The organism is Streptomyces sp. NPDC029164 (assembly GCF_055563995.1).
The window spans coordinates 171,647-192,652 of record NZ_JBVHWW010000012.1; the positions used below are offsets into that span (position 1 = coordinate 171,647).

The 21,006-nt window shown below is 72.5% G+C and carries 18 protein-coding genes and 2 pseudogenes; 14 read left to right on the plus strand and 6 right to left on the minus strand.

Going from position 1 to position 21,006, the window contains the following annotated elements; translation table 11 throughout:
• The first annotated feature begins 11 nt into the window (after positions 1–11).
• The 3 genes from ACZ4VT_RS14340 to ACZ4VT_RS14350 are packed head-to-tail and all read left to right on the plus strand — an operon-like array spanning position 12 to position 4,598.
• Positions 12–3,161: an adenylate/guanylate cyclase domain-containing protein gene (locus ACZ4VT_RS14340; protein ID WP_467949445.1), complete on the plus strand. Its 3,150-nt coding sequence runs from the start codon at positions 12–14 to the stop codon at positions 3,159–3,161.
• Positions 3,158–3,991, plus strand: a complete 834-nt coding sequence (locus ACZ4VT_RS14345) for a S8 family peptidase (RefSeq protein ID WP_467949447.1) — start codon at positions 3,158–3,160, stop codon at positions 3,989–3,991. Before ACZ4VT_RS14340 ends, ACZ4VT_RS14345 begins: the two co-directional genes overlap by 4 nt.
• A gap of 25 nt (positions 3,992–4,016) precedes the next feature.
• Complete coding sequence (locus ACZ4VT_RS14350; protein WP_467949449.1) at positions 4,017–4,598, plus strand: GAF domain-containing protein; 582 nt, start codon at positions 4,017–4,019, stop codon at positions 4,596–4,598.
• Between the two features lie 503 nt (positions 4,599–5,101).
• Here the strand turns inward: ACZ4VT_RS14350 and ACZ4VT_RS14355 are convergent.
• Positions 5,102–6,034, minus strand: coding sequence for a 5'-nucleotidase (locus tag ACZ4VT_RS14355; RefSeq protein WP_467949483.1), 933 nt, complete (start codon positions 6,032–6,034; stop codon positions 5,102–5,104).
• A 236-nt stretch (positions 6,035–6,270) separates the two neighbouring features.
• On the opposite strand from ACZ4VT_RS14355, the gene ACZ4VT_RS14360 reads away from it, so the two are divergent.
• Entirely contained in the window at positions 6,271–6,465 is a 195-nt protein-coding gene (locus ACZ4VT_RS14360; RefSeq protein WP_467949450.1) for a hypothetical protein, read from the plus strand.
• 200 nt (positions 6,466–6,665) lie between these two features.
• Here ACZ4VT_RS14360 and ACZ4VT_RS14365 read toward each other — a convergent pair.
• Positions 6,666–6,740 (minus strand): annotated as a pseudogene (locus ACZ4VT_RS14365) (DeoR family transcriptional regulator); the annotation flags it as partial.
• Positions 6,741–6,884: 144 nt separating this feature from the next.
• On the opposite strand from ACZ4VT_RS14365, the pseudogene ACZ4VT_RS14370 reads away from it, so the two are divergent.
• Positions 6,885–7,193, plus strand: a pseudogene (locus ACZ4VT_RS14370) (multicopper oxidase domain-containing protein); the annotation flags it as partial.
• Here the strand turns inward: ACZ4VT_RS14370 and ACZ4VT_RS14375 are convergent.
• Positions 7,124–9,082, minus strand: coding sequence for an FHA domain-containing protein (locus ACZ4VT_RS14375; protein ID WP_467949452.1), 1,959 nt, complete (start codon positions 9,080–9,082; stop codon positions 7,124–7,126). The pseudogene ACZ4VT_RS14370 and the gene ACZ4VT_RS14375 overlap by 70 nt on opposite strands.
• A gap of 287 nt (positions 9,083–9,369) precedes the next feature.
• Here ACZ4VT_RS14375 and ACZ4VT_RS14380 point away from each other — a divergent pair, with 287 nt between their 5' ends.
• The 5 genes from ACZ4VT_RS14380 (at position 9,370) to ACZ4VT_RS14400 (ending at position 15,345) form a co-directional block, all read left to right on the plus strand.
• On the plus strand, positions 9,370–10,920 hold the full coding sequence (locus tag ACZ4VT_RS14380) for a serine/threonine-protein kinase (protein ID WP_467949485.1): 1,551 nt from the start codon (positions 9,370–9,372) through the stop codon (positions 10,918–10,920).
• 433 nt (positions 10,921–11,353) lie between these two features.
• The gene (locus ACZ4VT_RS14385) at positions 11,354–11,782 is read left to right on the plus strand and encodes an ester cyclase (RefSeq protein WP_467949454.1); all 429 of its coding nucleotides are present in this window, start codon (positions 11,354–11,356) and stop codon (positions 11,780–11,782) included.
• Between the two features lie 692 nt (positions 11,783–12,474).
• A complete protein-coding gene (locus tag ACZ4VT_RS14390) occupies positions 12,475–13,137 on the plus strand; it encodes a deoxynucleoside kinase (protein WP_467949456.1) in 663 nt (220 codons plus the stop codon).
• A gap of 290 nt (positions 13,138–13,427) precedes the next feature.
• Positions 13,428–14,243: a response regulator transcription factor gene (locus ACZ4VT_RS14395; RefSeq protein ID WP_467949458.1), complete on the plus strand. Its 816-nt coding sequence runs from the start codon at positions 13,428–13,430 to the stop codon at positions 14,241–14,243.
• A complete protein-coding gene (locus ACZ4VT_RS14400) occupies positions 14,236–15,345 on the plus strand; it encodes a sensor histidine kinase (RefSeq protein ID WP_467949460.1) in 1,110 nt (369 codons plus the stop codon). The genes ACZ4VT_RS14395 and ACZ4VT_RS14400 overlap by 8 nt, the downstream gene beginning before the upstream one ends.
• Before the next feature lie 51 nt (positions 15,346–15,396).
• On the opposite strand, the gene ACZ4VT_RS14405 is transcribed toward ACZ4VT_RS14400, so the two are convergent.
• Positions 15,397–16,461 carry an NAD-dependent epimerase/dehydratase family protein gene (locus ACZ4VT_RS14405; RefSeq protein WP_467949462.1) on the minus strand — a complete coding sequence of 355 codons (1,065 nt, stop codon included), beginning with the start codon at positions 16,459–16,461 and terminating at the stop codon, positions 15,397–15,399.
• Positions 16,462–16,770: 309 nt separating this feature from the next.
• On the opposite strand from ACZ4VT_RS14405, the gene ACZ4VT_RS14410 reads away from it, so the two are divergent.
• Together ACZ4VT_RS14410 and ACZ4VT_RS14415 are read left to right on the plus strand one after the other, a co-directional pair.
• Positions 16,771–17,223: a hypothetical protein gene (locus ACZ4VT_RS14410; protein ID WP_467949464.1), complete on the plus strand. Its 453-nt coding sequence runs from the start codon at positions 16,771–16,773 to the stop codon at positions 17,221–17,223.
• Positions 17,211–17,498 carry a hypothetical protein gene (locus ACZ4VT_RS14415; RefSeq protein ID WP_467949466.1) on the plus strand — a complete coding sequence of 96 codons (288 nt, stop codon included), beginning with the start codon at positions 17,211–17,213 and terminating at the stop codon, positions 17,496–17,498. The genes ACZ4VT_RS14410 and ACZ4VT_RS14415 overlap by 13 nt, the downstream gene beginning before the upstream one ends.
• 76 nt (positions 17,499–17,574) lie before the next feature.
• Here the strand turns inward: ACZ4VT_RS14415 and ACZ4VT_RS14420 are convergent, their stop codons facing one another.
• Positions 17,575–18,234, minus strand: coding sequence for a TetR/AcrR family transcriptional regulator (locus tag ACZ4VT_RS14420; protein WP_467949468.1), 660 nt, complete (start codon positions 18,232–18,234; stop codon positions 17,575–17,577).
• A gap of 97 nt (positions 18,235–18,331) precedes the next feature.
• Here ACZ4VT_RS14420 and ACZ4VT_RS14425 point away from each other — a divergent pair, with 97 nt between their 5' ends.
• Positions 18,332–19,261 carry a zinc-binding dehydrogenase gene (locus tag ACZ4VT_RS14425; protein WP_467949470.1) on the plus strand — a complete coding sequence of 310 codons (930 nt, stop codon included), beginning with the start codon at positions 18,332–18,334 and terminating at the stop codon, positions 19,259–19,261.
• A 245-nt stretch (positions 19,262–19,506) separates the two neighbouring features.
• The gene (locus ACZ4VT_RS14430) at positions 19,507–19,689 is read left to right on the plus strand and encodes a hypothetical protein (protein ID WP_467949472.1); all 183 of its coding nucleotides are present in this window, start codon (positions 19,507–19,509) and stop codon (positions 19,687–19,689) included.
• Positions 19,690–19,955: 266 nt separating this feature from the next.
• Here the strand turns inward: ACZ4VT_RS14430 and ACZ4VT_RS14435 are convergent, their stop codons facing one another.
• The gene (locus ACZ4VT_RS14435; protein ID WP_467949474.1) at positions 19,956–20,534 is read right to left on the minus strand and encodes a hypothetical protein; all 579 of its coding nucleotides are present in this window, start codon (positions 20,532–20,534) and stop codon (positions 19,956–19,958) included.
• Positions 20,535–21,006 lie beyond the last annotated feature (472 nt).

The following is a 21,006-nucleotide window of genomic DNA, read 5'->3' on the forward strand; positions in this document are numbered from 1 at the left end:
CGGAGGAACCCATGCCGTGCACCTCGTGCCGGAGCGCACTGCCGCCCGACGCCCGGTTCTGCCCCTACTGCGGCAGCCCGTGCGCGCACGGGCCGGTCACGGCCAAGCCGACCGGCCGCAAGGTGGTGACCGTCCTCTTCTGCGACCTGGTGGGTTCCACGGCGCTCTCCGGAGCACTGGACGCGGAGACCCTGCGCTCGGTGACGCTCCGCTGGTTCGACCTGATGAGGCTGCGGATCGAGGAACAGGGCGGCACCGTGGAGAAGTTCATCGGGGACGCCGTGATGGCCGTCTTCGGCATGCCGGTCGTTCGGGAGGACGACGCCCGCCGGGCGGTCGCCGCCGCCCTCGCCATGCGCGAGGCGCTCGCCGGGTTCAATGTCCGGCTGGAGCAGGGCGTCGGCGTACGGCTGGAGATGCGCATCGGGCTCAACACCGGTCAGGTGGTGACGGGTTCGGCAACCCTGCGGCAGGCGATGGTCTCCGGCGAAGTGGTCAACGTCGCCGCGCGTCTGGAGCAGAACGCCGCCGCCGGGGAGATCCTCATCGGGCCGGACACCGTGGCGGCCGCCGGGCCGGGCGTCCGCACGACGGAGGCCGGCCCGCTGCTGCTCAAGGGCAAGAGCGACCGGGTCACCGCTCACCGCCTGCTCGGCCTGGACGAGGGGGAGGGCCCGGAGGCGCTGCGCCGCTTCGACCTCGCATTCGTCGGCCGGACCCGCGAACTCGCCCTGATCGACCAGGCGTTGGACCGTGTGACCCGGACTCGCCGGGCCGATCGCATGGTGGTCGGCGGGGAGGCGGGCCAGGGCAAGACCAGACTGGTGCGAGAGTGGCTCCACAGGGCCACGGCCACGGCCACGGCCGGCGGTCCACGGCACGGCGTCGGGCGCTGCCGGGCCCGTGGCGAACAGCCCAGCCTCGGACCGCTCGCCGACGCCGTGGCCGACCTGCTGAGGACCGGCGGCACGGCCACAGCCTCGCCCGAACTGGACCTGCTCCACCAGGGCCTGCTCCTCAACGGGACGCCCAACCCCTCGCCGGCGGACACCTGCGCCGCGCTCGCCAAGGTCCTCGCCGGGCTCGCCGAAGCCGAGCCCGTGGTACTGGTGATCGACGACTGTCACTGGGCCGCGCAGCCGCTCTTCGACGCCCTCGACCGGCTGCTGCGGGCACTCAACGGCGCGGCCGTGCTGATCATTCTGCTCACCCGCCCCCCACTGTTCGACGTACGGCCCGAGCTGGCCCTGGACACCGTGCCGCTCGGCGGGCTCTCCGACGCCGAGGCGCAGCTCCTCGCGGCCGAGCTGACCGGGGGCACGGCGCACGGCGAGCCGCTCGGCCCCGAGGTCCTGGCACGGGTGGGCGGAAACCCGCTGCACCTGGAGCAGTTGCTGGTCGCGGGTCACCCGGTCGACGCGGACAGCGTCCCGCTCCCGCTCCAGGCCCTGATCGGCGCCCGGATCGACGCGCTCGACCCGCCCGAGCACCGGGCCCTGGGCCTGGCGTCCGTCCTGGGCGGCGAGTTCACCGCCGGCGAACTGACGGCGCTCGCCGGACAACCCGCGCCGGCGTGGACCGGGTCCGAGCTCCGACCCCTGCTGCACCGGCTGGTCCGGCACCGCCTGATCAGGCCGGACGGCGGGGCGTTCCGCTTCGCCGGAGGGCTGATCCAGGAGGTCGTCTACGCCAGCCAGTCCAAGCAGGACCGCGCCGACCAGCACGAACGGGCGGCCCGACTGGACTCGGTCCGTCAGCGGGGCAGCGCGGCGGTCGGGGGCCATCTGGAACAGGCGTACCGCTACCGGGTCGAGCTGGGCGCCCAGGACGCGCACACCGACGGGCTGCGCCGTCGCGCCGCCGACGCGCTCGCCGAGGCCGGGCGGCTGGCGCTGGCCCACGCCGACCCCGTCTGGGCAGCCGACGTACTGTCCAGGGCCACCGCCCGGTACGCGGCCGGCGAGCCGGGAAGTACGGCGACACGCCGTCGGCTCGGCCAGACGCTGCTGGACCTGGGGCGCGGCACGGAAGGCAGAGCACTGCTCGAAGAGGTGCTGGCCGAGGCCCTGGCCGGCGGCGGGGAGGCGGTGGAGACCGCGCACGCCCGCCTCGCCCTGGCCTCGGTCGGCCGGTCCGCGGGACCGGACGAGTCACCGGCAGCAGCCGCCGGCGCCACCCTGCCGGTCTTCGCGGCGGCCGGTGACGACCTCGGCCAGGCCAGGGCCAGCCTGCGGCTCGCCCAGCACGCCCAGGAACAGGGCCGGCACCGGGCGGCGGAGCGTCTGCTCGGCCGCGCGCTGGACCACGCGGTACGCGCCGACGCCGAGCCGGAGCGGGCCGCAGCCCTCGGCGCGATGGGGGTCTCGCTCTGGCGCGGCCCCCAACCGGTCGCGGACGCGGTGGCCCGTTGCCGCGAGCTCCTCGCCGACCAGGGGGCCGGCCGCCGGGCCGTCCGGCTGACGCTCAACTGCCCGCTGGCGGTGGTGCTGGCCCTCCACGACGACCGGGACGGGGCCCTGGCCTGCCTCGCGGAGGCGGAGCACCTCGCGAAGAGGCTCGGCTACGCCGAGGCCGGCGCCTTCCTGCCGATCTTCACCGCGACCGTGGACGACCTGACCGGGCGCCGGGAGGAGGCGCTCCGGAACCTGGAGCGGGCCGCCGCCGCCGCGCGGGACCTGGGCGCCACGGCGTTGCTGCGCAGTGCCCTGCTGGACACCGCCCGCATCCGGCTGGACCTCGGCGACTGGCGTGCCGCCCGCGGCACCCTCGCCGAACTGGACGGGGAGCGGGCGGAACCGGCCCGACCGCGAGCCGAGTCGGCGGACCTCGACGGCCTGCGCGCCCGGATCGCCGCCGCGCGAGGACAGTCCGCCATCGCCACCCGACTGGCCGCCAGGGCGCTCGCCACCGCCGCCCGCACCGACTCGCCCATCGTCCAGGGCATCGCCGCCCTCGACCTCGCCCGTACCGCCCTCGCGCTGGGGCGCCCGGCCGACGCGGCCGTGGCGGCGACGCGCGCCCGCCGGAGCTTCGCGGTGAAGGGCCATCTCCCCGCCGTACGCCACGCCGAAGCCGTGGTCTCCCGCTGCCACGGCCGCCCGCCCGGGCACGGCCCCGCCGTCGGACGCGTCACCGGAGCCGGAAAGGGAGCACCACGATGACCACCGCGCAGCAACCGGCGCCCGCACTCATGTGGGGCCTGCGAGGGCGGGGCCCCGCGGACGTACCCGTGGAGGCCGACGCCCCGCCGGACCCGCCCGAGCAGGGTCTCCTCGGAGGTACCGGGCGCGGCGTACGCGTCTGCGTGGTCGATTCGGGTGTCGAACGGGACCACCCCATGGTCGGCCCGGTCGCCCGGTCATGGCGGGTCTTCAAGGATGGTGAAGGGGTCCACGTCGAGGAGACGGAGGAGGGGGACTCCTGCGGTCACGGCACCGCCTGCGCCGGGATCATCCGGCGCACCGCACCGGACTGCGAGCTGTCCAGCATCCGGGTGCTCGGCGACCGGTTCTCCGGCAGCGGGGACGTCCTGCTCGAAGGAATCCGGTGGGCCGTGCGCCAGCGGTTCGACGTGGTGAACCTGAGCCTGTCCACCACCCACGACCGCTTCGTGGACGAGCTGCGCCGACTCGCCGACGAGGCGTACTTCCAGCAGACCGTGATCGTCGCCTCCGCGCACAACACGCACGTGGAGAGCTTTCCCTGGCGCTTCTCCTCGGTGATCTCGGTCGGCAGCCACCAGGAGGACGATCCGGATCTCCACCTCTACAACCCCGACCCCCCGGTGGAGTTCTTCGCCCCCGGCCAGAAAGTCCAGGTGGCGTGGCTCGGTGGCACGTCGATCCGTACCTCCGGCAACAGCTTCGCCACCCCGTTCATCGCGGGGCTCTGCGCGCGGATCCTGTCGAGCAGCCCCCGGCTGACGCCGTTCCAGCTGAAGAACGCCCTGTACCTGTCCGCAGCCAACGTCCGTGTCCACGGACGCCGGTAACGACCGGCGCCGGAAGGGAAGCCCCATGGCTCAGACGATCGCCCCTGCCGTGTCCGCAGCATCCAGGCCGGATCCGGCTGTGGCGGAGCTCTTGCAGTCGGTGGTGGACACCGCGCGCGCCATCTTCGGCGCGCAGGCGAGCTCCATCATGCTCCTCGACGCCGCGGCGGACGAGCTCATCTTCGAGGCCGTCTCCGGCCAGGGACAAGAGTTCCTGGTGGGCCGCCGGTTCCCGGCGGGCCGGGGCATCGCCGGGTGGGTCGCGGCCTCGGGGGAGCCGATGGTGGTCGACGACCTGCACGAGAGCGCTTCCTTCGACAGGGACATCGCCGAGTCCACCGGCTACGTCCCGAACGCGCTGATGGCCGCCCCTCTCATCCGCAGGGACCGGGTCCTCGGCGTCCTGGAGGTGCTCGACCCGTCCCCACAGGCCCGGTCCGGCCTGCCGGAGCTCGACCTGCTGGGCCTCTTCGCCCGTCAGGCCGCCGTCGCCCTGCACGTCCTCACCACCTACGCGCCCCGGCCCGCCCCGTACGCCCCCGACGACCCTTCGCGCACCGAACTCCTGCGCCTGCTCTCGGAAGCCCGCCGCTTCCTCGGAGAGTGAGCCGTGCTCTCGGAATGCGGGACATTCCCGATTCGGCCGGTGGAGGGCCGTTTCCCGCCGGTTGGGGAGGATCCGGGGCCTGAACGCGCGGGCGCGGGTGTGGCGTACCGGTCGAAGGGGCGGCCCCCCAGCCGCCGGTGATCGTCAAGTCGGCCCAGGGGCCGACCAGTTCGGTGATCGCACCGCGCAGCGCGGCCAACGAGCCGGCGCGCGCGGCGTCCACCGTGTAGTCGGCGCCGCCGAGGCCGACCGGGTCGCGACCCGGCCCGCCGCTCCGTTGCCGGGCATGCCGGGAAGCGAGTCCTCGGTCCACTCCGGTGAACGTTCCAGGTAGCGGCGCATGACCTCGTCGGCCTGTCGGCCGGAAACTCCGGCGTCCCGCCCAGATCCTCGACCAGTTCGTCGCGCCGCTCTGCCTGTGGGCGATCTTCCGCATCGACCCGCCGGCCTCCGGCTACCCGGAACTCCTCGTGAACCGACTCCTCGGCAGCGCGGCCACGCACTCATGAGAGCGCGTTGACGACTCCGAACGGGATGTGAACGCTGGGGGTGGCGGCCGCGGTGCCGTTCAGGTGGGAGACCTGGTCGTCGAAGAACATGTGCGGATCCAGGACGCTCATGACGGCAGCCTTGTCGATGCCGCCGAGGAAGAAGGCGTCATCGACCCGTAGTCCCCACCGCTTGAGGCTCAGCACGGCACGTTCATGCGCGGGGGCGTCCCGAGCGGTGACCAGGGACACCCGGAGGCGGGGCTGATGTCCGGGATTCTTGCGGCGCTCGTCCTCCTCGCGGCGCTGGATGCGGTTGATGCCGGCGAGGAACGCGCTCAGCGGTCCCGGGTCGTGAGGCGTGGTCGCGTTGCGGACCTCGTGCGCACGGAACTCGTCGAGGCCGGCGCCCTGGAAGATCCGCTCGGAGGCGTCCCCCGCCAGCACCCCGTCGAAGTCGAAGGCGATGCGAAGTTCGGGGTCGGTCTCGTCATCGACCCGTGCGGTCTCGAGCACGTGCCCCGCCGGCAATCCGGCCGCCACCGCCTCACGAACGTCAGCCCCGTTGGCCGACAGGAACAGCGACATGTTCAGCGCCGGCATGAACCGGTGTGGTGAACGACCCTGCCGAAAGACGGCTCGGCTGATGGGCAGACCGTGCGCCTTGATCGAACGCATGACGCGGAGCCCGGTGTCCGGGTCGTTCCGCGACAGGATGATGACCTCGACCAGCGGATCGGACGGATCCGCGAGGTCGTTCAACGACAGCAGGCGCCGTACGAAGGGGAAGGCCACCCCCTTGGCCAGGACATCGTCCACGTGCGCCTCTTGGTGGGAGCGGTACGCGTCCTCTCCCCGCTCGCGAAACACCGCGTCGCAGTCGGTGAGGTCGAACAGGGCGCTGGAGGCGATCCCCATCACCAGGCGACCGGACAGGTCGTACTTCATGTCGCCCCCAGCCGGCCCGCGCGCAGTGTTGGGATGGTTATCACCCCGAGGCGCCTCCGAAAACATCTGCGGCGCCTGAGGGTGGGGATGTGGTGGCCCTCGCACGTCAGGGCTGCCGGGTCGGTCGGCGGGCTCAGTCGTCCGCCGGATGGACCACCTCGACGCCCTGGTCGCGCAGCGCTTCGACCGCGGGGGAGTCCGCGGGGGCGTCCGTGACGACGACGGCGATCTCCTCCATGGAACAGACACGGCCCAGCGTCGTCGAGGTTGTAGGCGGTGGCGCCCTGGACGGGGGCGGCCCCGCAGCAGCCCTTGAAGGCCTGCACCAGCGCGTGGCCGTGGAAGGACAACTCCTCGGGGCGCACCTGCCCGCCGGGCAGGACCAGTTGGATGCCGGGGTGCGCGGACAGGGCGAAGGCCGCGTGCGGTGAGAGGGGTGCGACGGTGAACTGGCGGTCCGAACAGGGGCTTCGCGACGGCTACGGCGGTCGTGCCCGTGTCCAGCGCGACGGTCTCGCCGTCGGTGAGCAGTTCGACCACGGCGCGCGCGAGCCGTTCCTTCGCCTGCGATCCGGACATGGCCCGGATCGCGTAGGGGGCTCGACGCACCAGGCAGGCTGCTCACGGCGCCGCCGCGCACCCGGCGCAGTGCTCCCCGGGACTCCAGTACCTCCAGGTCCCGGCGGATGGTCATCTCGGACGCCCCGGTGGCCTCGGCCGGCTCGGCCGGTGATCGGCGCCCTCCAGGCGCTCTACGCTCAGGCGATCCCGGCCCTGCGGGACGAGTACGGCATCAGCCCGGCCGTGGCCGTGCTGAGCCTGTGGCTGCGCCGCAACGCCCCCGAGTCCGACGGTCCGCATCGCACTGCGCTTCGACGGTCCCGCCGATCCGGATACCCCGTACACGTACCACTGTCACCTGCTGTACCACGAGGACAAGGGCGTGATGGGCCAGTTCGTCGTGGTCGACCCGGGGCAGCCGGCGGCCGCCCCGAAGCTCCCGACCGCACCCGGCTCACATCGGCACCAGGGCAGGGCGCCGGGCCCGGCGAGGAGGCCGGGGCCGGGGCCCGCGGCCTCCCGGAGCGTTCAGCCGACCGGGGAGGGGCTGCGGGGGTCGGCCGGGCGGGGCACGAAGACCGGGGAGTCCGACTGGTAGAAGAGGTCGATGTCGGCCTCCTCGCCGCCGACGATCAGGGTGTCCCAGGCGCCGCTCTCGCGCAGGGTGCGGAGGGTGGCCGGGGCGATCGAGACGAGGTGGGAGCGGAGTTCCGCGTCGCCGGGCAGGCCGGGCATGCGGGGCGCCAGCCGTTCGCGGATTCCCGTCATCCGGTCCAGCAGTGCGTCCAGGTCACTCCCGTCCGCGGCACCGGATCCGGCGGCACCGGATCCGGCGGCACCGGCACTGGATCCGGCACCGGCAGCCGCACCCCCGCCGGCCTCCGCGCTGCCCGCGATGATGTCCTTGATGGCGCGGGTGACGCCCTGTTCGTCGGTGGTCACCATGGCGTTCCAGGCCCGGCTCTTGTGCCGGTACTGGAGCATGGACATCGCCGCCTCGTGCCGGATGAAGTCGGCGTCCCGCAGCGGCTTGCCCTGCCAGGCGCGGCTGAGCGAGCGGGCCAGCGAAGTGGCCGAGGCCAGACCGCTGTTGAGGCCGCGCCCCGGCCAGAAGTGGATGGCGTTGGCCGCGTCGCCCAGCAGGAAGCCGTAAGTGCCGGGGGTGGTCGTGGTCGGCCGGTGCAGCTGTGCCGTGAACCGCGGGCGCTGCACCATGTCCAGCCGGAACGAGGTGATCGCGGACAGGTCCTCCTCGGCCACCCCGAACAGGCGCAGGCCCTGCCGGATCTCCTTCCAGAGCGGGGAACCGCGCAGCAGGGCGGGCAGGAAGAGGGTGCCGTGGGTGGGGCAGCGGAACTCGTTGTCCTCCTCCTGCCGGCTCATCAGGCAGGGGCGGGCGGCGATGCACTCCTCGAAGACGTGGCGTACCGGATCGATGCCGATGACGCTCTTGGTCTCCTCCCGGGTGAGCCGCATGTTCAGGAAGCCCTCGCCGCGCAGCGAGTTGAGCAGGAACCGGTTCTGCGACACGGTGAGCAGCACGCTCATCGGGTCCGGCAGCTTCGACTTGACGCGCAGCCCCAGCACGACGTCCTGGAGGTGCTCGCCGTCGAGGGAGTAGATCGAGGCGTCGGCGGCGCCGAAGCGGTCGGCGTAGTACTCCCGGGTGCGGGAGCGGCCGCCCTCGGCGACGACCAGGATGTGTTCCTGGGTGATCCGGTTCTGCTCCTCCGCCACGTCGAAACGCTTGGGGACGAGGCGGATCGAGGGCTTCCGGTTGGCCAGGTCCAGCAGCCGGTCCTCGATGTGGGCGATCCGGATGTTGCGGGGCGGGCGGCCGTCGACCGAGTCGGGGCCGACGGGCCACATCTCGGAGTAGGCGCCGTCGTCGTCGAAGAGGGCGGCGAGCACCTCCTCGGGCAGGGCGAGGTACTGCCGGCTCTGGACGGTCACCACTTGCTGACGGCGGAAGTTCCCCTGGGTCTCGTCCTTCCAGACGACCGAGGAGCCCTTCCTGGTCCAGCGCCCGTCGTAGAGGGTGATGGCGGTCCGCCCGGGCAGCAACTCGTCGAGCGCCAGGGCGAAGGCGAGGCCCACCGGGCCGCCGCCGGTGATGGTGACCCGCAGGGTTCCGGGGTCCGCGGCGCTCGGCCGGGGCACATCCAGGAGGGAGAGGTCCATGACCGTCTCCATGGCGTCCTGGGCCTCGTAGAGGAACGTTTCATCGCCGATCCGGATGCGGTCGTTCGGACGGAGCACATGCCGCGTGACGCGCTGGTCGTTGACGAACGTGCCGTTCCGGCTGTCCCTGTCGTAGAGGACGTAACCGGCGTCCTCGGTGAGGATCTCGGCGTGCAGCCGGGAGGAACTGGGGCTGACGATCACGACGGTGTTGTCGCTCTTGCGCCCGAAGCTGACGGGCTCGCCGTCCAGGACCACGCTCTGGCCGGTAAAGGGACCCGTGCTTCCAACGATGACCGAAGCCACTCCACACTCCTTGAGAAAGACGCCTGCTGACTCCTCGTACGACAGCAACACGCGTGCGCGAAGGTGTTCGGTTCAACCAAATTCAAAAATATTCGGCCACTTCGTGAACCGGAAGTCGCGGTTCGTACGTGATGTTTGCGTCGGTAGGCGATCAGAGGAGAACCGCCCCCATGCACAACGAGGAATCCGAGACCGTGACGGAGAGCACGCTCGCGGCCACCACGGCAGTCACGGCCACGACCGCGGCCGCTGGTATGACCGCGGGCACGATGGCGACCGCGGGCACGATGGCGCCCGAGGCCGCCCCTGCCGCCCCGGGCGGGGAACGGCTGATCGCCGGCCGCTACCGGCTGCTGTCCCGTCTCGGCGAGGGCGGTATGGGCACGGTCTGGCGGGCCCGCGACGAGACCCTGCACCGCGAGGTCGCCGTCAAGGAGGTCCGCGCCCCGGCCCATCTGCGGGCCGGCGACATCGCGCGGATGTACAGCAGGCTGGAACGGGAGGCGTGGGCGGCGGCCCGGATACCCGACCGCAATGTGGTGACGGTCCACGACGTGGCCATGGAGGACGACCGGCCCTGGATCATCATGGAACTGATCCGCGGGCAGTCGCTGGCCGATCTGCTGCGCGCCGAGGGACCGCTCACACCCCGGCACGCCGCGCACATCGGCGCGGAGGTGCTGAGCGCGCTGCGCGCCGCGCACGCCGTCGGGGTGGAGCACCGCGATGTGAAGCCGGCGAACGTGCTGCTCGCCGAGGACGGGCGGGTGGTGCTCAGCGACTTCGGCATCGCGATGGTCGAGGGCAGCACCGCACTGACCCTGACCGGCGAGGTGGTGGGCTCCCCCGAGTACCTGCCGCCGGAGCGGGCGCTGGGCCGCCCCTCGGGCCCCGAGTCGGACCTGTGGTCCCTCGGGGTGATGCTGTACGCGGCCGTGGAGGGGATCTCGCCGTTCCGGCAGGACAGCGCGCTGAGCACCCTGCGGGCCGTCGTGGACGAGGAACCGCCGGTGCCGACGCGGGCCGGCCCGCTCGCCCCGGTCATCGCCGGGCTGCTCCGCAAGGAGCCGGCCGAGCGGACCCCCGCCGGCGACGCCGCCGCGGCCCTGCGGGGCATCGCCCACGAACCGGACGCCACCACGACCGCCGCCCGCGTCCTGCCGGCTCCGGAGGCTTCCGCGACTTCCGCGACTTCCGCGACTTCCGCGACTTCCGCGACTTCCGCGACTTCCGCGGCTCCCGCGGAACCCGCCACGGCAGCCGCTCCGGTCCCGGCGGAGGTGCCGGACGCCACCACCACGGCAGAGCCCGCGGTGGCGCCGACGCACGCGTCAGCGGCGTACGCGTCCCCCGCGCACCCGGCAGCCGCAGAGCCCGCCGCCCCGCCCCGCAAGCGCCGTACGGTGGCCTTCGTCGCGGCCGGCGCGGCCGCCTGCGTCCTGATCGCCGCCGGGGTGGCCTACGCCCTCAGCGGCAACGACGAGGACGCCACTCCTGCTGCGGGCGGCGTACGGATGTCGGTGGCGGGCGCGAACACCACCTACACCGGCAGGTGCCCGACCCCCGAGAGCCAGGCCCCGGCGTTCACCGCGACCTTCACGGCCTCCGAGCCCACCCTGATCTCCTACCGCTGGGTATCCGGCGACGGCTCGGTGGTGGATCCGCACTGGCGCACCATGTCCATCGGGGGCAAGGCCAACCCCACCGGGCTCGACACCGTGCGGCTGACGACCTACGCGAAGTCCGGCACCCTGACCACCGGAATGGCCGTGGAACTCCAGAGCCCCACCCGCACCACCTCCAACCCGGTCCCCTTCTCGATCACCTGCACCGGCTGATCGCGGCCCGATCTCACCCGGCCGCCTCGACGGCGGCACACGAGCGGCACAGGGCGCTCGTCGGCGCCGGCGGGGGCGCCGAGCTGTCAAGCCCCGGGATTCCGTGCCGTGCCCCCGGCTCCGAGTCGGGGCCCCGCAGCGGCTCCCGCTCGACAGGGCGCTGCTCGCCGATGCCCGGGAGGCCTCGCCCCACCCGGACGGCGTCGGGTGGCGCTGGAGTCGGGTCCTGTACCGGCTGGAGCGCGAGCACGGGACGGCGAGACGATGCTGGACGAGCGCCTGCTCGCCGCCGCGATCAAGGCCCGCCGTGCGATCGTCTCCGACGCCGCTTGCTGATGCTTGACCTTGCCGCAGCGTCACGGTTTCTACTGAGTGGCATCCGGCCCGAGGCGATCACAGAGCTCACGGGCGGTCCCCTGGAGAGGACAGCGAGATGACCACCACTGCCGAGAAGAACACGGCTCTGCTGCGTACGGCATTCCGGGCCGTGGAGAGCGGCGACCTCGACGCAGCCGAGGGGATGCTGACGGAGGACTTCATCGCCAACCTCCCCGGCAGCCCCGAACCCCTGCGCGGCCGCGAAGTCTGGCGCATGGGCGCCCAGGCCATGCTGGGGGCCTTCCCCGACCTGAAGATCGAAGTCCAGGACATCTTCGGCGTCGACGACAAGGTCACGGTGCTGCTCCGGTTCCAGGGAACCCAGTTGGGCGCGTTCCAGCACCTCGCGGCGACGGGCCGGCAGGTGAGCTTCCGGAGCATCGAGGTCTACCGCATGGAAGGCGACAAGATCGCCGAGGAGTGGGTCGCCCCGGACATCATCGGCCTCATGCAGCAGATCTCACCCACCCCTGCCGGCGCCTGAGCCCGCCAGGTCCACCCGACCCGCGCTGCTGGGCGCTGCTCTGAGTCCGTACGGCGCGTGCTGTGCGGCTGTGGCTGTGGCTGGGGCTGCGGCTGTGGAGCGGGCGGGAGCGCCCGATGGGCCATCCGGATGACGGCGGTGCGGGGAGGCTGCCAGACGTGCCGGATTTCGAACAGCCGGGCGTAGACCGGGGCTCCCTCGCGGACGCAGCCGAGCAGGCCCGGCGCGGATCGAGTGAGATCCGGGGCGCCGCGACGAGGGTGTGGGCGACGAGGGTGTGGGCGTAGAGCACGCGGCAGAGGACGACGTTCATGAAGAACCGCTCGCTCTCGTTCCCGGCCTCCGCGAGGGCGCGGTTCCCGAGGTAGGCGGCGACGACGCTCCCGTTGTGCGCCCGGTACCCGGCCCGGGCGGTGGGGTGCTCGGCGAAGGACAGCCACTGGCCGTCGTCGTCTAAACTTCAAGGCGGTTGCGGGGGCGGTGACTCGTCGCCGTGCGTGGCAACTGCGGAACGGTCGGTCCGGCCGGTCGCGGAGGGGGGCCCGGACCAGGGCCTCGGTCCGGGACAGGGACCACATGGCGTCGATCATGAAGATCTTTGGGAATCCAATGACCGCTGGCACATGTCTCAGTGGTGTGGGGTGTCCAGCCCACCCGCCCGCGATCAGAAGAAACCCAGGGAGAAGTGAGGTATGTCAGTGATCTGCGTCGGAGGCATGATCGGGATCGGCAAGACGAGCGTCGCCGAACTGCTCGCCAAGGAGCTGGGCAGCGAAGTCTTCTACGAGAGCGTGGCAGACAACCCGATCCTTCCGCTCTTCTACACGGCGAGCCCCGAGGAGATCCAGGCGAAGCGCTACCCCTTCCTGCTCCAGCTCTACTTCCTGCAGACACGGTTCGCCTCGATCAAGGAGGCGTACAAGCAGGGCGACAACGTCCTCGACCGGTCGATCTACGAGGACTGGTACTTCGCCAAGGTCAACCACGACCTGGGCCGGATCAGCTCCCTCGAAATGCAGGTGTACGACGGGCTGCTCAACGAGATGATGCGCGAGATCGACGGCCTGCCCTACCGCAAGGCACCCGATCTTATGGTCTACCTCAAGGCGGACTTCGAGACGGTGCTGTACCGCATCGGGCTGCGGGGCCGCGATTTCGAGCAGGACGAGAGCCTCGTCGAGTACTACCGGACGCTGTGGTCCGGCTACGACGACTGGGTGCACAAGCACTACTCGGCCAGCGAGGTCCTCATCATCGACATGAACCACACCGACGTGGTGAACAACGCCGAGGACGCGGCCCGCGTGGTGCAGGAGGTCAAGGACGCCCTGGCGGCGGCCAGGCTCCGGGCCTGAAGCCCGCCGGGCCGGTCGCCGCGACGAGCAGGAGTCGGCTGCAGGCGTGCAGCCGAACGGTCCGGCCCGCAAGGCGCGTTGCGGCGAACCGGGTCCGCGGGGCTGCGGCCGCGACCCGTTGCGGGGGGCGCCGGCAGTTCCGGGGTGACCTGCGGGATGGCCATGCCGATCAGCAGCCCTGTGGGCGGCGCCGGCCGAGCCGTCGCCTGAAACCTTACGAAACGCGGACACCGCATCGCGTGGCGGCAGGCCGGCGTCCGCACGGGCGGGCTCGATGTCACTCTTGAGCCATGGCATCCAGCATCGAAACCGGCCGCGGCCCCGTCTCCGGCGACGTCACGGGCCGCGTCCTGGTCGTGGACGACGACCCGACCGTCTCGGAGGTCGTCGCCGGCTATCTGGAGCGGGCCGGGTTCACCGTGCACCGGGCGGCCGACGGCCCGGCCGCGCTGGAGATCGCCGCCCGGCACCGGCCCGACCTCGTCGTCCTGGACCTGATGCTGCCCGGCATGGACGGCCTGGAGGTCTGCCGTCGGCTGCGCGCGCACGCGAACGGGCTGCGCTCCGTAGCCGTCGTCATGCTCACCGCGCGCGGCGACGAGGACGACCGGATCCTGGGCCTCGAAGTCGGCGCGGACGACTACGTGACCAAACCCTTCAGCCCGCGCGAGCTGGTCCTGCGCGTGCGGTCGGTCCTGCGCAGGGCGTCCTCGGCCGTCCCGGCCGGCGAGCCTTTGCTCGGGGCGGCCGGCCTCACCGTGGACCCTGCGGCCCGTCGGGCGACTCGGGACGGGGCGGAACTGGCCCTCACCCTCCGGGAGTTCGACCTCCTCGCCTATTTCCTGCGGCACTCCGGGCAGGTCTGTGACCGGGAGCGGCTGATGCGCGAGGTCTGGGGCTGGGACTTCGGCGACCTCTCCACCGTGACCGTGCACGTCCGCAGGCTCCGCAGCAAGATCGAGAAGGATCCGGCCGATCCGCAACTGATCCGGACGGTGTGGGGCGCCGGATACCGTTTCGAGGCGGCCCCCTACCCGTCCGCACACGTGGAATCCACGGCCGCTGCCGCAGCCGCAGCCCGGGTGGCGGAGGGCGGGCATGCGTGACGTGCTGCTGATCGCCCTGTACGCCTTCCTCGGCGCGGCCGGCGCCGGGCTGCTCGGCGCCGTCGCACTGCGGATCCTGCGGCGGCGCAGCGTCGCCGTGTCCCTCGCGGTCGTCGCGGCGGTCGCCGTGTCCGCGATGCTGGCGGGGACGCTCGCGGTGGCCTGGGCGATGTTCCTGTCCTCCCACGACCTCGCCGTGGTGACCACGGTCGTCGCGATGGCCGCCGCCGTGTCGCTGGGCACGGCCCTGCTGCTGGGCCGGCAGGTCGTGCTGCGCAGCCGGGAACTCGTCGGAGCGGCACGCGACTTCGGGGAGGAGGGCACCTTCTCGGCTCCCGCTGTGCCTGCCCCCGCCGAACTCGCCGCGCTGAGCCGCGAACTGGCCCTCACCAGCGAACGCCTCGCCGCCTCCCGTGAACGCGAGCGGGCCCTGGAGACGTCACGGCGCGAGCTCGTGGCGTGGATCTCGCACGATCTGCGGACCCCGCTGGCCGGCCTCCGCGCGATGTCGGAGGCGCTCGAGGACGACATGGTGGCCGATCCGGCCCGCTACCACCAGCAGATGCGCGCCGAGGTGGAGCGCCTCAACTCCATGGTCACCGACCTGTTCGAGCTGTCCCGCATCCATGCCGGGGCCCTCTCCCTCAGCCCTACCCGCATGTCCCTCTACGACCTGGTCGGCGACGCGCTCGCGGGCGCCGACGCCCTTGCCCGTGAGCACGGGGTGCGGCTGGCCGGCGGGAGCGTCGCCCCGCTACCGGTGGAGGTCGACGGGAAGGAGATGACGCGGGTGCTGTCCAACCTGCTGGTCAACGCCATCCGCCACACCCCGGCCGACGGGACGGTGGCGATCGCCGCGGAACGCCGCGCGGACGCGGTCGTCCTGTCCGTCACCGATGCCTGCGGCGGGATCCCGGAGGAGGATCTTCCGCGTGTCTTCGACACGGGCTGGCGGGGGTCACAGGCGCGCACGCCTCCCTCGGGCGCGGGTCTGGGGCTGGCGATCGTCCGGGGCATCGTCGAGGCCCACTCCGGCCACGCCGACGTTCACAACGTGCCCGGCGGATGCCGCTTCGAACTGACCCTCCCGGCCCCCGGGTAGGCCGGATCGGCCCCGTTCACCGGGTACGGACCGGAGGCGACTCGCACGTACTCAGCCGACGGTGCCCGCCGACGCGCGCTGCCCGGCCCGGGCGAACTCGGTCATCCCCTCGACGAAGCCCACCTCCGGACGCCAACCCAGATCCTCACGCAGCCGGGTGGAGTCGGCGGTGATGTGCCGTACGTCGCCGAGCCGGAACTCCCCTGTCACCACGGGGGCCGGTCCGCCGTGCGCGGAGGCCAGCTCGGTGGCCATCTCCCCGACGGTGTGCGGTTCCCCGCTGCCGGTGTTGTACGCGGTCAGCGCGCCGGCCGGCGTGTTGCCGACCGCCTCCAGCGCCACCGCGTTGGCCGAGGCCACGTCCGCGACGTGCACGAAGTCCCGGCGCTGCGCGCCGTCTTCGAAGACGCGCGGTGCCTCGCCCCGGGCGAGCGAGGAGCGGAAGAAGGACGCGACACCTGCGTACGGGGTGTCACGCGGCATCCCCGGCCCGTACACGTTGTGGTAGCGCAACGAGACCGCCCGGCCTTCCGTGCACCGCGCCCACGCGGCCGCCAGATGCTCCTGCGTGAGCTTCGTCGTGGCGTACACGTTGCGCGGATCGGTCGGCGCGTCCTCGCCTACCAGACCCGGCGCGAGCTCGGCCCCGCACGCGGGACAGCGCGGCTCGAACCGGCCGGCCGCCAGGTCCGCCGCCAGCCTCGGGCCGGGGCGGACCACCCCGTGGCGCGGGCACGCGTAACGGCCCTCCCCGTAGACCACCATCGACCCGGCGAGGACGAGCTCCCGCACCCCGGCGGCCGCCATCTCCGCCAGCAGCACGGCCGTCCCGAGGTCGTTGCAGCCGACGTACTCGGGGGCGTCCGCGAAGTCCTTGCCGAGGCCGACCATGGCCGCTTGATGACACACGGCGCGGACCCCGCGCAGCGCGGCCCGTACGGCGTCGGCGTCTCGTACGTCGGCTCGAACGAACTCCGCGTCGGGCAGTGGTGGCGCGCCGGGGTGGGCGGCGGGCAGCAGGGCGTCGAGGACCACGGGGTCGTGCCCGCGGTCCTTGAGGGCGGTGACGATGTGGGAGCCGATGAACCCGGCTCCTCCGGTGACGAGTACGCGCATGGCTGACACGTTACGCAGCGCGGAATCCCCGAGCGGTCTCCCACGCGTGGCCGTAAGACTTCCGTCATGGAGGCCCGGTTGCCGCGCGCCGGCCGGACTGGAGGGAACAGGTCCGTGCCCACGCGGGGGCCAACGCCCCACGGGACGACGGATACGGCACCGGCACGTTCGTGATCCTCAACGCGGTCTCCTCCGCCCTGGAGGAGGCCTCGTTCACCGCGGTCGCCCGCGCCGCGGCAGCGTACGGTCTCGGCTGCGAGGAGGCCGCGCCCGCGAACATCCCGGGGTACCGGCCGCTGGACAACGACCGTGCCCTGCGCGCCTGGTACCTGCCCGACGAAGGCTTCCTCGACGCCCGGGCCTGGCTCGCCAACTCTGGACGCGGCCCTCGCCGCCCTGCCCCGCACCCTCCGCACCCCCGCGGGCACCCTCACCGCGGCCCCGGGGGGCGGCTACCTCCTCGACACCCCCGCGGGCGTCTTCAAGGCCCCGTGCGCGGTGGTGGCGGCGGGAGCCTGGACCACCCCGATCCTCGAAGCCCTCGACCCGGACCTGCCCGTCGTACCGGTCCTGGCCGCGGCCGGCACCGCGGTGACCGTGACCGGCCCCGAAGCGCTGTCCGCGGTGATCCGTATGCCCAACCGCGCCGCACGCTCTGCACGCCTCCCCACTGATCGCCGCCGGCCTCGCCGACGCACTCCTCGCCCCGCCGCCACCGGCCTGTCGGGGCCGTTGGCCGCATTCGCCCCGTGCGGGAACTGATCGCCGATCTCACCGTCAAAGAGGCGGCCGACGAAGCCGCCAGGCAGCACGCGGCGCTCGCTGCCGAGGCGCGTGTGCGGCCTCCGCTGACCGGCGCCTGGTTCCAAGCCCTGACCGACACGTACGCCGGCCTGCTGGACCGCGCCTACGCGGCCGTGCCCGACGGCTACGTCCCGCCCCCGGACCTCGCCCCCCTCGCGTACGAGACCACCGGCCCGGCCCTGGCGGAACTGGCCGCCGCCCACCTCCCCCGCCACGGCAGGGCCCACGCCTGACGCCGGCCACCTCGGCATGGCCGCCTGGCGCCCGCCGAGGCGAACGACACCCCGTACGGAGCGGCCCCGGGCGTGCTCAGGAGGTCCGCAGGCCGACGGTCAAGGTGAGGCTGCCGGGAAGCGCGGTGAAGGCGTTGCTCAGGTCGGTTCGCAGGCCGCTGAGGGTGGGGGCGCCCGGCCGGGAGGTCCAACTGTCGAGTGCGCAGTGGAAGGCGGCGACCAGCATGTCCAGGGCGAGTCGCGGTCGCAGGTCGTCGGGGGCGGTGAGATCGAACCGACGGCGCAGGGTCTCGAGCGCCGTGCGGCTGGTCTCGTGGCAGAAGTGCAGCCCGTGCGCATCGATGGACGGGGTGCTTTCGGCCAGCCGTCGGCTGAGCAGGACCCGGCGGGGCCAGCCTTCTTCAACCATCTGCTCGAGCGCGGCGAACAGGGCCTGCTGAAGCGTTTCCGCCACCGGCCGGCCGTCGGGTTCGCACGACTCCAGCTCATGGAGGAAGGCACCCCACAGGTCCTGGGTCGGCGCCATGGCCACGTCTTCCTTGCTGGTGAAGTTACGGAAGAACGTGCGCTTGGAGACGTCCACGGCGTCGCAGAGTTCGTCGAGCGTCACCCCGCTGAAGCCCCGCGTGGTGAACAGCTCCAGGGCGGTGTCGATCAGGGCCTGGCGCGTGCGGAGCTTCTTGCGCTCACGCAGCGGAAGCCGGTTGTTGTCGGTGGGCGCGAGCTCAGCGGTCATGACCCGATCGTACCCGAGGCGCAAGCGCCACTTGCGCGCTTATGCCACTCAGTGGCATAACTGGGGAGTCTTGATCATCACCGAAAGGGTGAACGCCATGCGTGCTCTGCTCGTCGACCGATCCACTCCCGCCGGACTGCGCCTCGGGCAGGTCCCCGACCCCGAACCGTCCCCCCACCAGGCGCTGATACGGGTGACCGCCACCTCCCTCAACTACGGCGAAGTGCGGTTCGGCCTGCACGAAGCGCCCGACGGTGCCGTCCTCGGCTGGGACGCGGCCGGCGTGGTGGAACGGCCCGCCGCCGACGGGTCCGGCCCGGCAGCCGGCACCCCCGTCGTCACGCTCGGCCTCGACGGGGCATGGGCCGAACTGCGCGCCGTGCACACCGACTGGATCGGCACGGTCCCGCCCGGCGCCGACGCGGGAGCCGTCAGCACGGTCCCCGTCGCCGGAACCACCGCCCTGCGTGCCCTGCACCGGACGGGCCCGCTCCTGGGCAGGCGCATCCTGATCACCGGCGCCACAGGCGGCACCGGCCGGTACGCGGTCCGACTCGCCCGCCTCGGCGGAGCGCACGTCATCGCGTCCACCGGAGACCCGGACGGGCACGGCGAGAGCCTGCGGGCAGACGGGGCGCACGAGGTCGTGGACGGGCCGCTCGCGGTCACGGGGCCGGTGGATGGCGTCGTGGACCTGGTGGGCGGCCGGCAACTCGTCGACGCCTACGGCTTGCTCGCGCAGGGTGGCACCTTGGTCGCGGTCGGGCACTCCGCGCACCAGGGCGAGACCTTCCCCTTCGGCGCGCTCTTCGGCGATCAGGGCCGGCACGACCGTTCGCTGGTCACGTTCTCCCTGCCCGCTTGCTCGGGCCTCGCGCCCGACCTGACCTGGCTCGCCCACCGCGTGGCCGCCGGCGAACTCGCCCCGCAGATCTCATGGCGCGGCAATTGGGACGGGGTCGCCGACGCCATCGAGGCCCTTCTCCAGCGCCGACTCCACGGCAAGGCGGTCCTGGACATCGTCTGACACGGCAGGTGGTGATCAACGGCCGAGGCCGGTTGATCAGCTCCGGACTGCGGCCCACCGCGCCGCGGCGCCGCCGTCCATGTCGGTATCCCCTCGCGCGACTGAGGTGCCGAGGGCGGGGCAGGCGGAAGGGAACGGACGGCAGGCGACCGCTTGCTGTGGTCCCCGCCTGCCCCGTCCGAATCGCGCGAGCAAGGAGACTGGCCATGCGCAGTGCCCCGTCGGACCCTGAACTTCCGGATCGTGTGCCGGAGAAACGCGACGCCGTCACACCTGACCTGCCGCCCGCCGGCCCCCGCGCCCCCGACCTCCCGGACACCGCGGCGGCCGGACGGCCCCGGCACGACGACGAGAAGGCCGGGAGCGAGGAGAGCGAGCAGCCCGCTGCCGGCCCGGGCAACGCCAAGCCGCAAGAGCCGACCGACTGACCCGCGCCCACGGGCACGTACCGGCGAACGGCCCAGCCGGAGGACGGCCAGGTGGTCGGCGCGTCTTCCGGCTTTGAGCTCTCTGGTCGGCAGGCCCGTGCCCGTCGCGCGCTGCCGTGCCCGCCACCCTGAACGTCCTGGTAGTCGCGCCGCACTCCGACGATCTGGTCATCGCCGAGGTCGGGGCGGGGCGTGACGGGCGGCCCCGGGCGCCCGGCCGGGGCGGGAGCTGGGGCGTGGGGTGTCCGGGTGCTGCGGGGCCTGGGTCAGGGGATGTGGAGGCTGTCGAGGAGCCGCTCGTGCATTGCCTTGAGGGCCTTCTCGTTCGCTTCGGGACCGAGGACCAGGGCCTGTACGAGGTGCTTGTCGTCCGCGATGAGGCGGATGAAGCCGGTGAGGGTCTCGTCTTCCGTCTCGGAGGTCAGGCGTGCGTCGAGGGCGGGACGGCCGTCGAATGTCACCTTCCGTACGTCGCTGCTGGTCAGGGGCTCGGCGGTGTTCTGCATGTACGACTCGAGAACGCTCTGGAGAATGTCCTCGAGCGGGAACTGGTCGCCCGGCGTGTCGTGGACGAAGAAGCCGACCGCTCCGTCCGGGGTATCCAGGCCGTACCCGCGCGCGTCGACGGGCTTTCCTTCGATGGAAACGGTCGCCTTCCGCACGGTGACCTTCCCGGGCAGCTCCGCGGTGATGCCGGAGGGCGGATCGGTGGTCTCCACCCAGTCCACGACGGGCGCAGCGGGCAGGGCCGCGACGTGCAGCAGCGCAGGGGCGGAGGGGGCGGCCGGCGCGGTGGCGGAAGCCGGCACACCTCCCGCGATCAGGACCGCGGAGGCCGAAAGCATCACGAGGTGCTGTGTCCGAGAACGGTGCGGCATTCCGATCACTTCCATAAGGGTTCGCTCACTGACGGCTCGGTCACCCGCTCCCCAGCCCCCTCCCAGCGTCCGCCCCGATCACTTCGGATGCACCCGGACGAAGGAGAGGCCCATACCCCCGCCATGAACGTCGCCATCACGCAGGCCGTGATGACGCCGACCAGGTCGGGTCTGGTGGCCGTACGCGGGCCGCCGGTGCGCGACAGGGGTGCCGTGCGGCTCGGCCGCCGACCGCCTGGCCGTGTGTCGGGGCTCCTCCCTGTCACGCGGCTGTGACAGTCGGCGGACAGCGTCGTGAAGTGCGGAGGTCAGTCTTTAACAGAAGGACAAATCAGACATTTCGGCACAGTCCTTCGAATCTTCCCCCCACCCCCCTTTATTTGGAGTAATCCTCATGGCTCGCACTTCTCGGAAGCAGCGTTTCTCGATGTTCGCCGTC

Bases quoted from the DNA above. Each gene is read 5' to 3' on its own strand.
- ACZ4VT_RS14340 (WP_467949445.1), top strand. From the start codon at position 12: ATGCCGTGCACCTCGTGCCGGAGCGCACTGCCGCCCGACGCCCGGTTC.
- ACZ4VT_RS14345 (WP_467949447.1), top strand. From the start codon at position 3,158: ATGACCACCGCGCAGCAACCGGCGCCCGCACTCATGTGGGGCCTGCGA.
- ACZ4VT_RS14350 (WP_467949449.1), top strand. From the start codon at position 4,017: ATGGCTCAGACGATCGCCCCTGCCGTGTCCGCAGCATCCAGGCCGGAT.
- ACZ4VT_RS14355 (WP_467949483.1), bottom strand. From the start codon at position 6,034: ATGAAGTACGACCTGTCCGGTCGCCTGGTGATGGGGATCGCCTCCAGC.
- ACZ4VT_RS14360 (WP_467949450.1), top strand. From the start codon at position 6,271: ATGGAACAGACACGGCCCAGCGTCGTCGAGGTTGTAGGCGGTGGCGCC.
- ACZ4VT_RS14380 (WP_467949485.1), top strand. From the start codon at position 9,370: ATGGCGCCCGAGGCCGCCCCTGCCGCCCCGGGCGGGGAACGGCTGATC.
- ACZ4VT_RS14385 (WP_467949454.1), top strand. From the start codon at position 11,354: ATGACCACCACTGCCGAGAAGAACACGGCTCTGCTGCGTACGGCATTC.
- ACZ4VT_RS14390 (WP_467949456.1), top strand. From the start codon at position 12,475: ATGTCAGTGATCTGCGTCGGAGGCATGATCGGGATCGGCAAGACGAGC.
- ACZ4VT_RS14395 (WP_467949458.1), top strand. From the start codon at position 13,428: ATGGCATCCAGCATCGAAACCGGCCGCGGCCCCGTCTCCGGCGACGTC.
- ACZ4VT_RS14400 (WP_467949460.1), top strand. From the start codon at position 14,236: ATGCGTGACGTGCTGCTGATCGCCCTGTACGCCTTCCTCGGCGCGGCC.
- ACZ4VT_RS14405 (WP_467949462.1), bottom strand. From the start codon at position 16,461: ATGCGCGTACTCGTCACCGGAGGAGCCGGGTTCATCGGCTCCCACATC.
- ACZ4VT_RS14420 (WP_467949468.1), bottom strand. From the start codon at position 18,234: ATGACCGCTGAGCTCGCGCCCACCGACAACAACCGGCTTCCGCTGCGT.
- ACZ4VT_RS14425 (WP_467949470.1), top strand. From the start codon at position 18,332: ATGCGTGCTCTGCTCGTCGACCGATCCACTCCCGCCGGACTGCGCCTC.
- ACZ4VT_RS14435 (WP_467949474.1), bottom strand. From the start codon at position 20,534: ATGCTTTCGGCCTCCGCGGTCCTGATCGCGGGAGGTGTGCCGGCTTCC.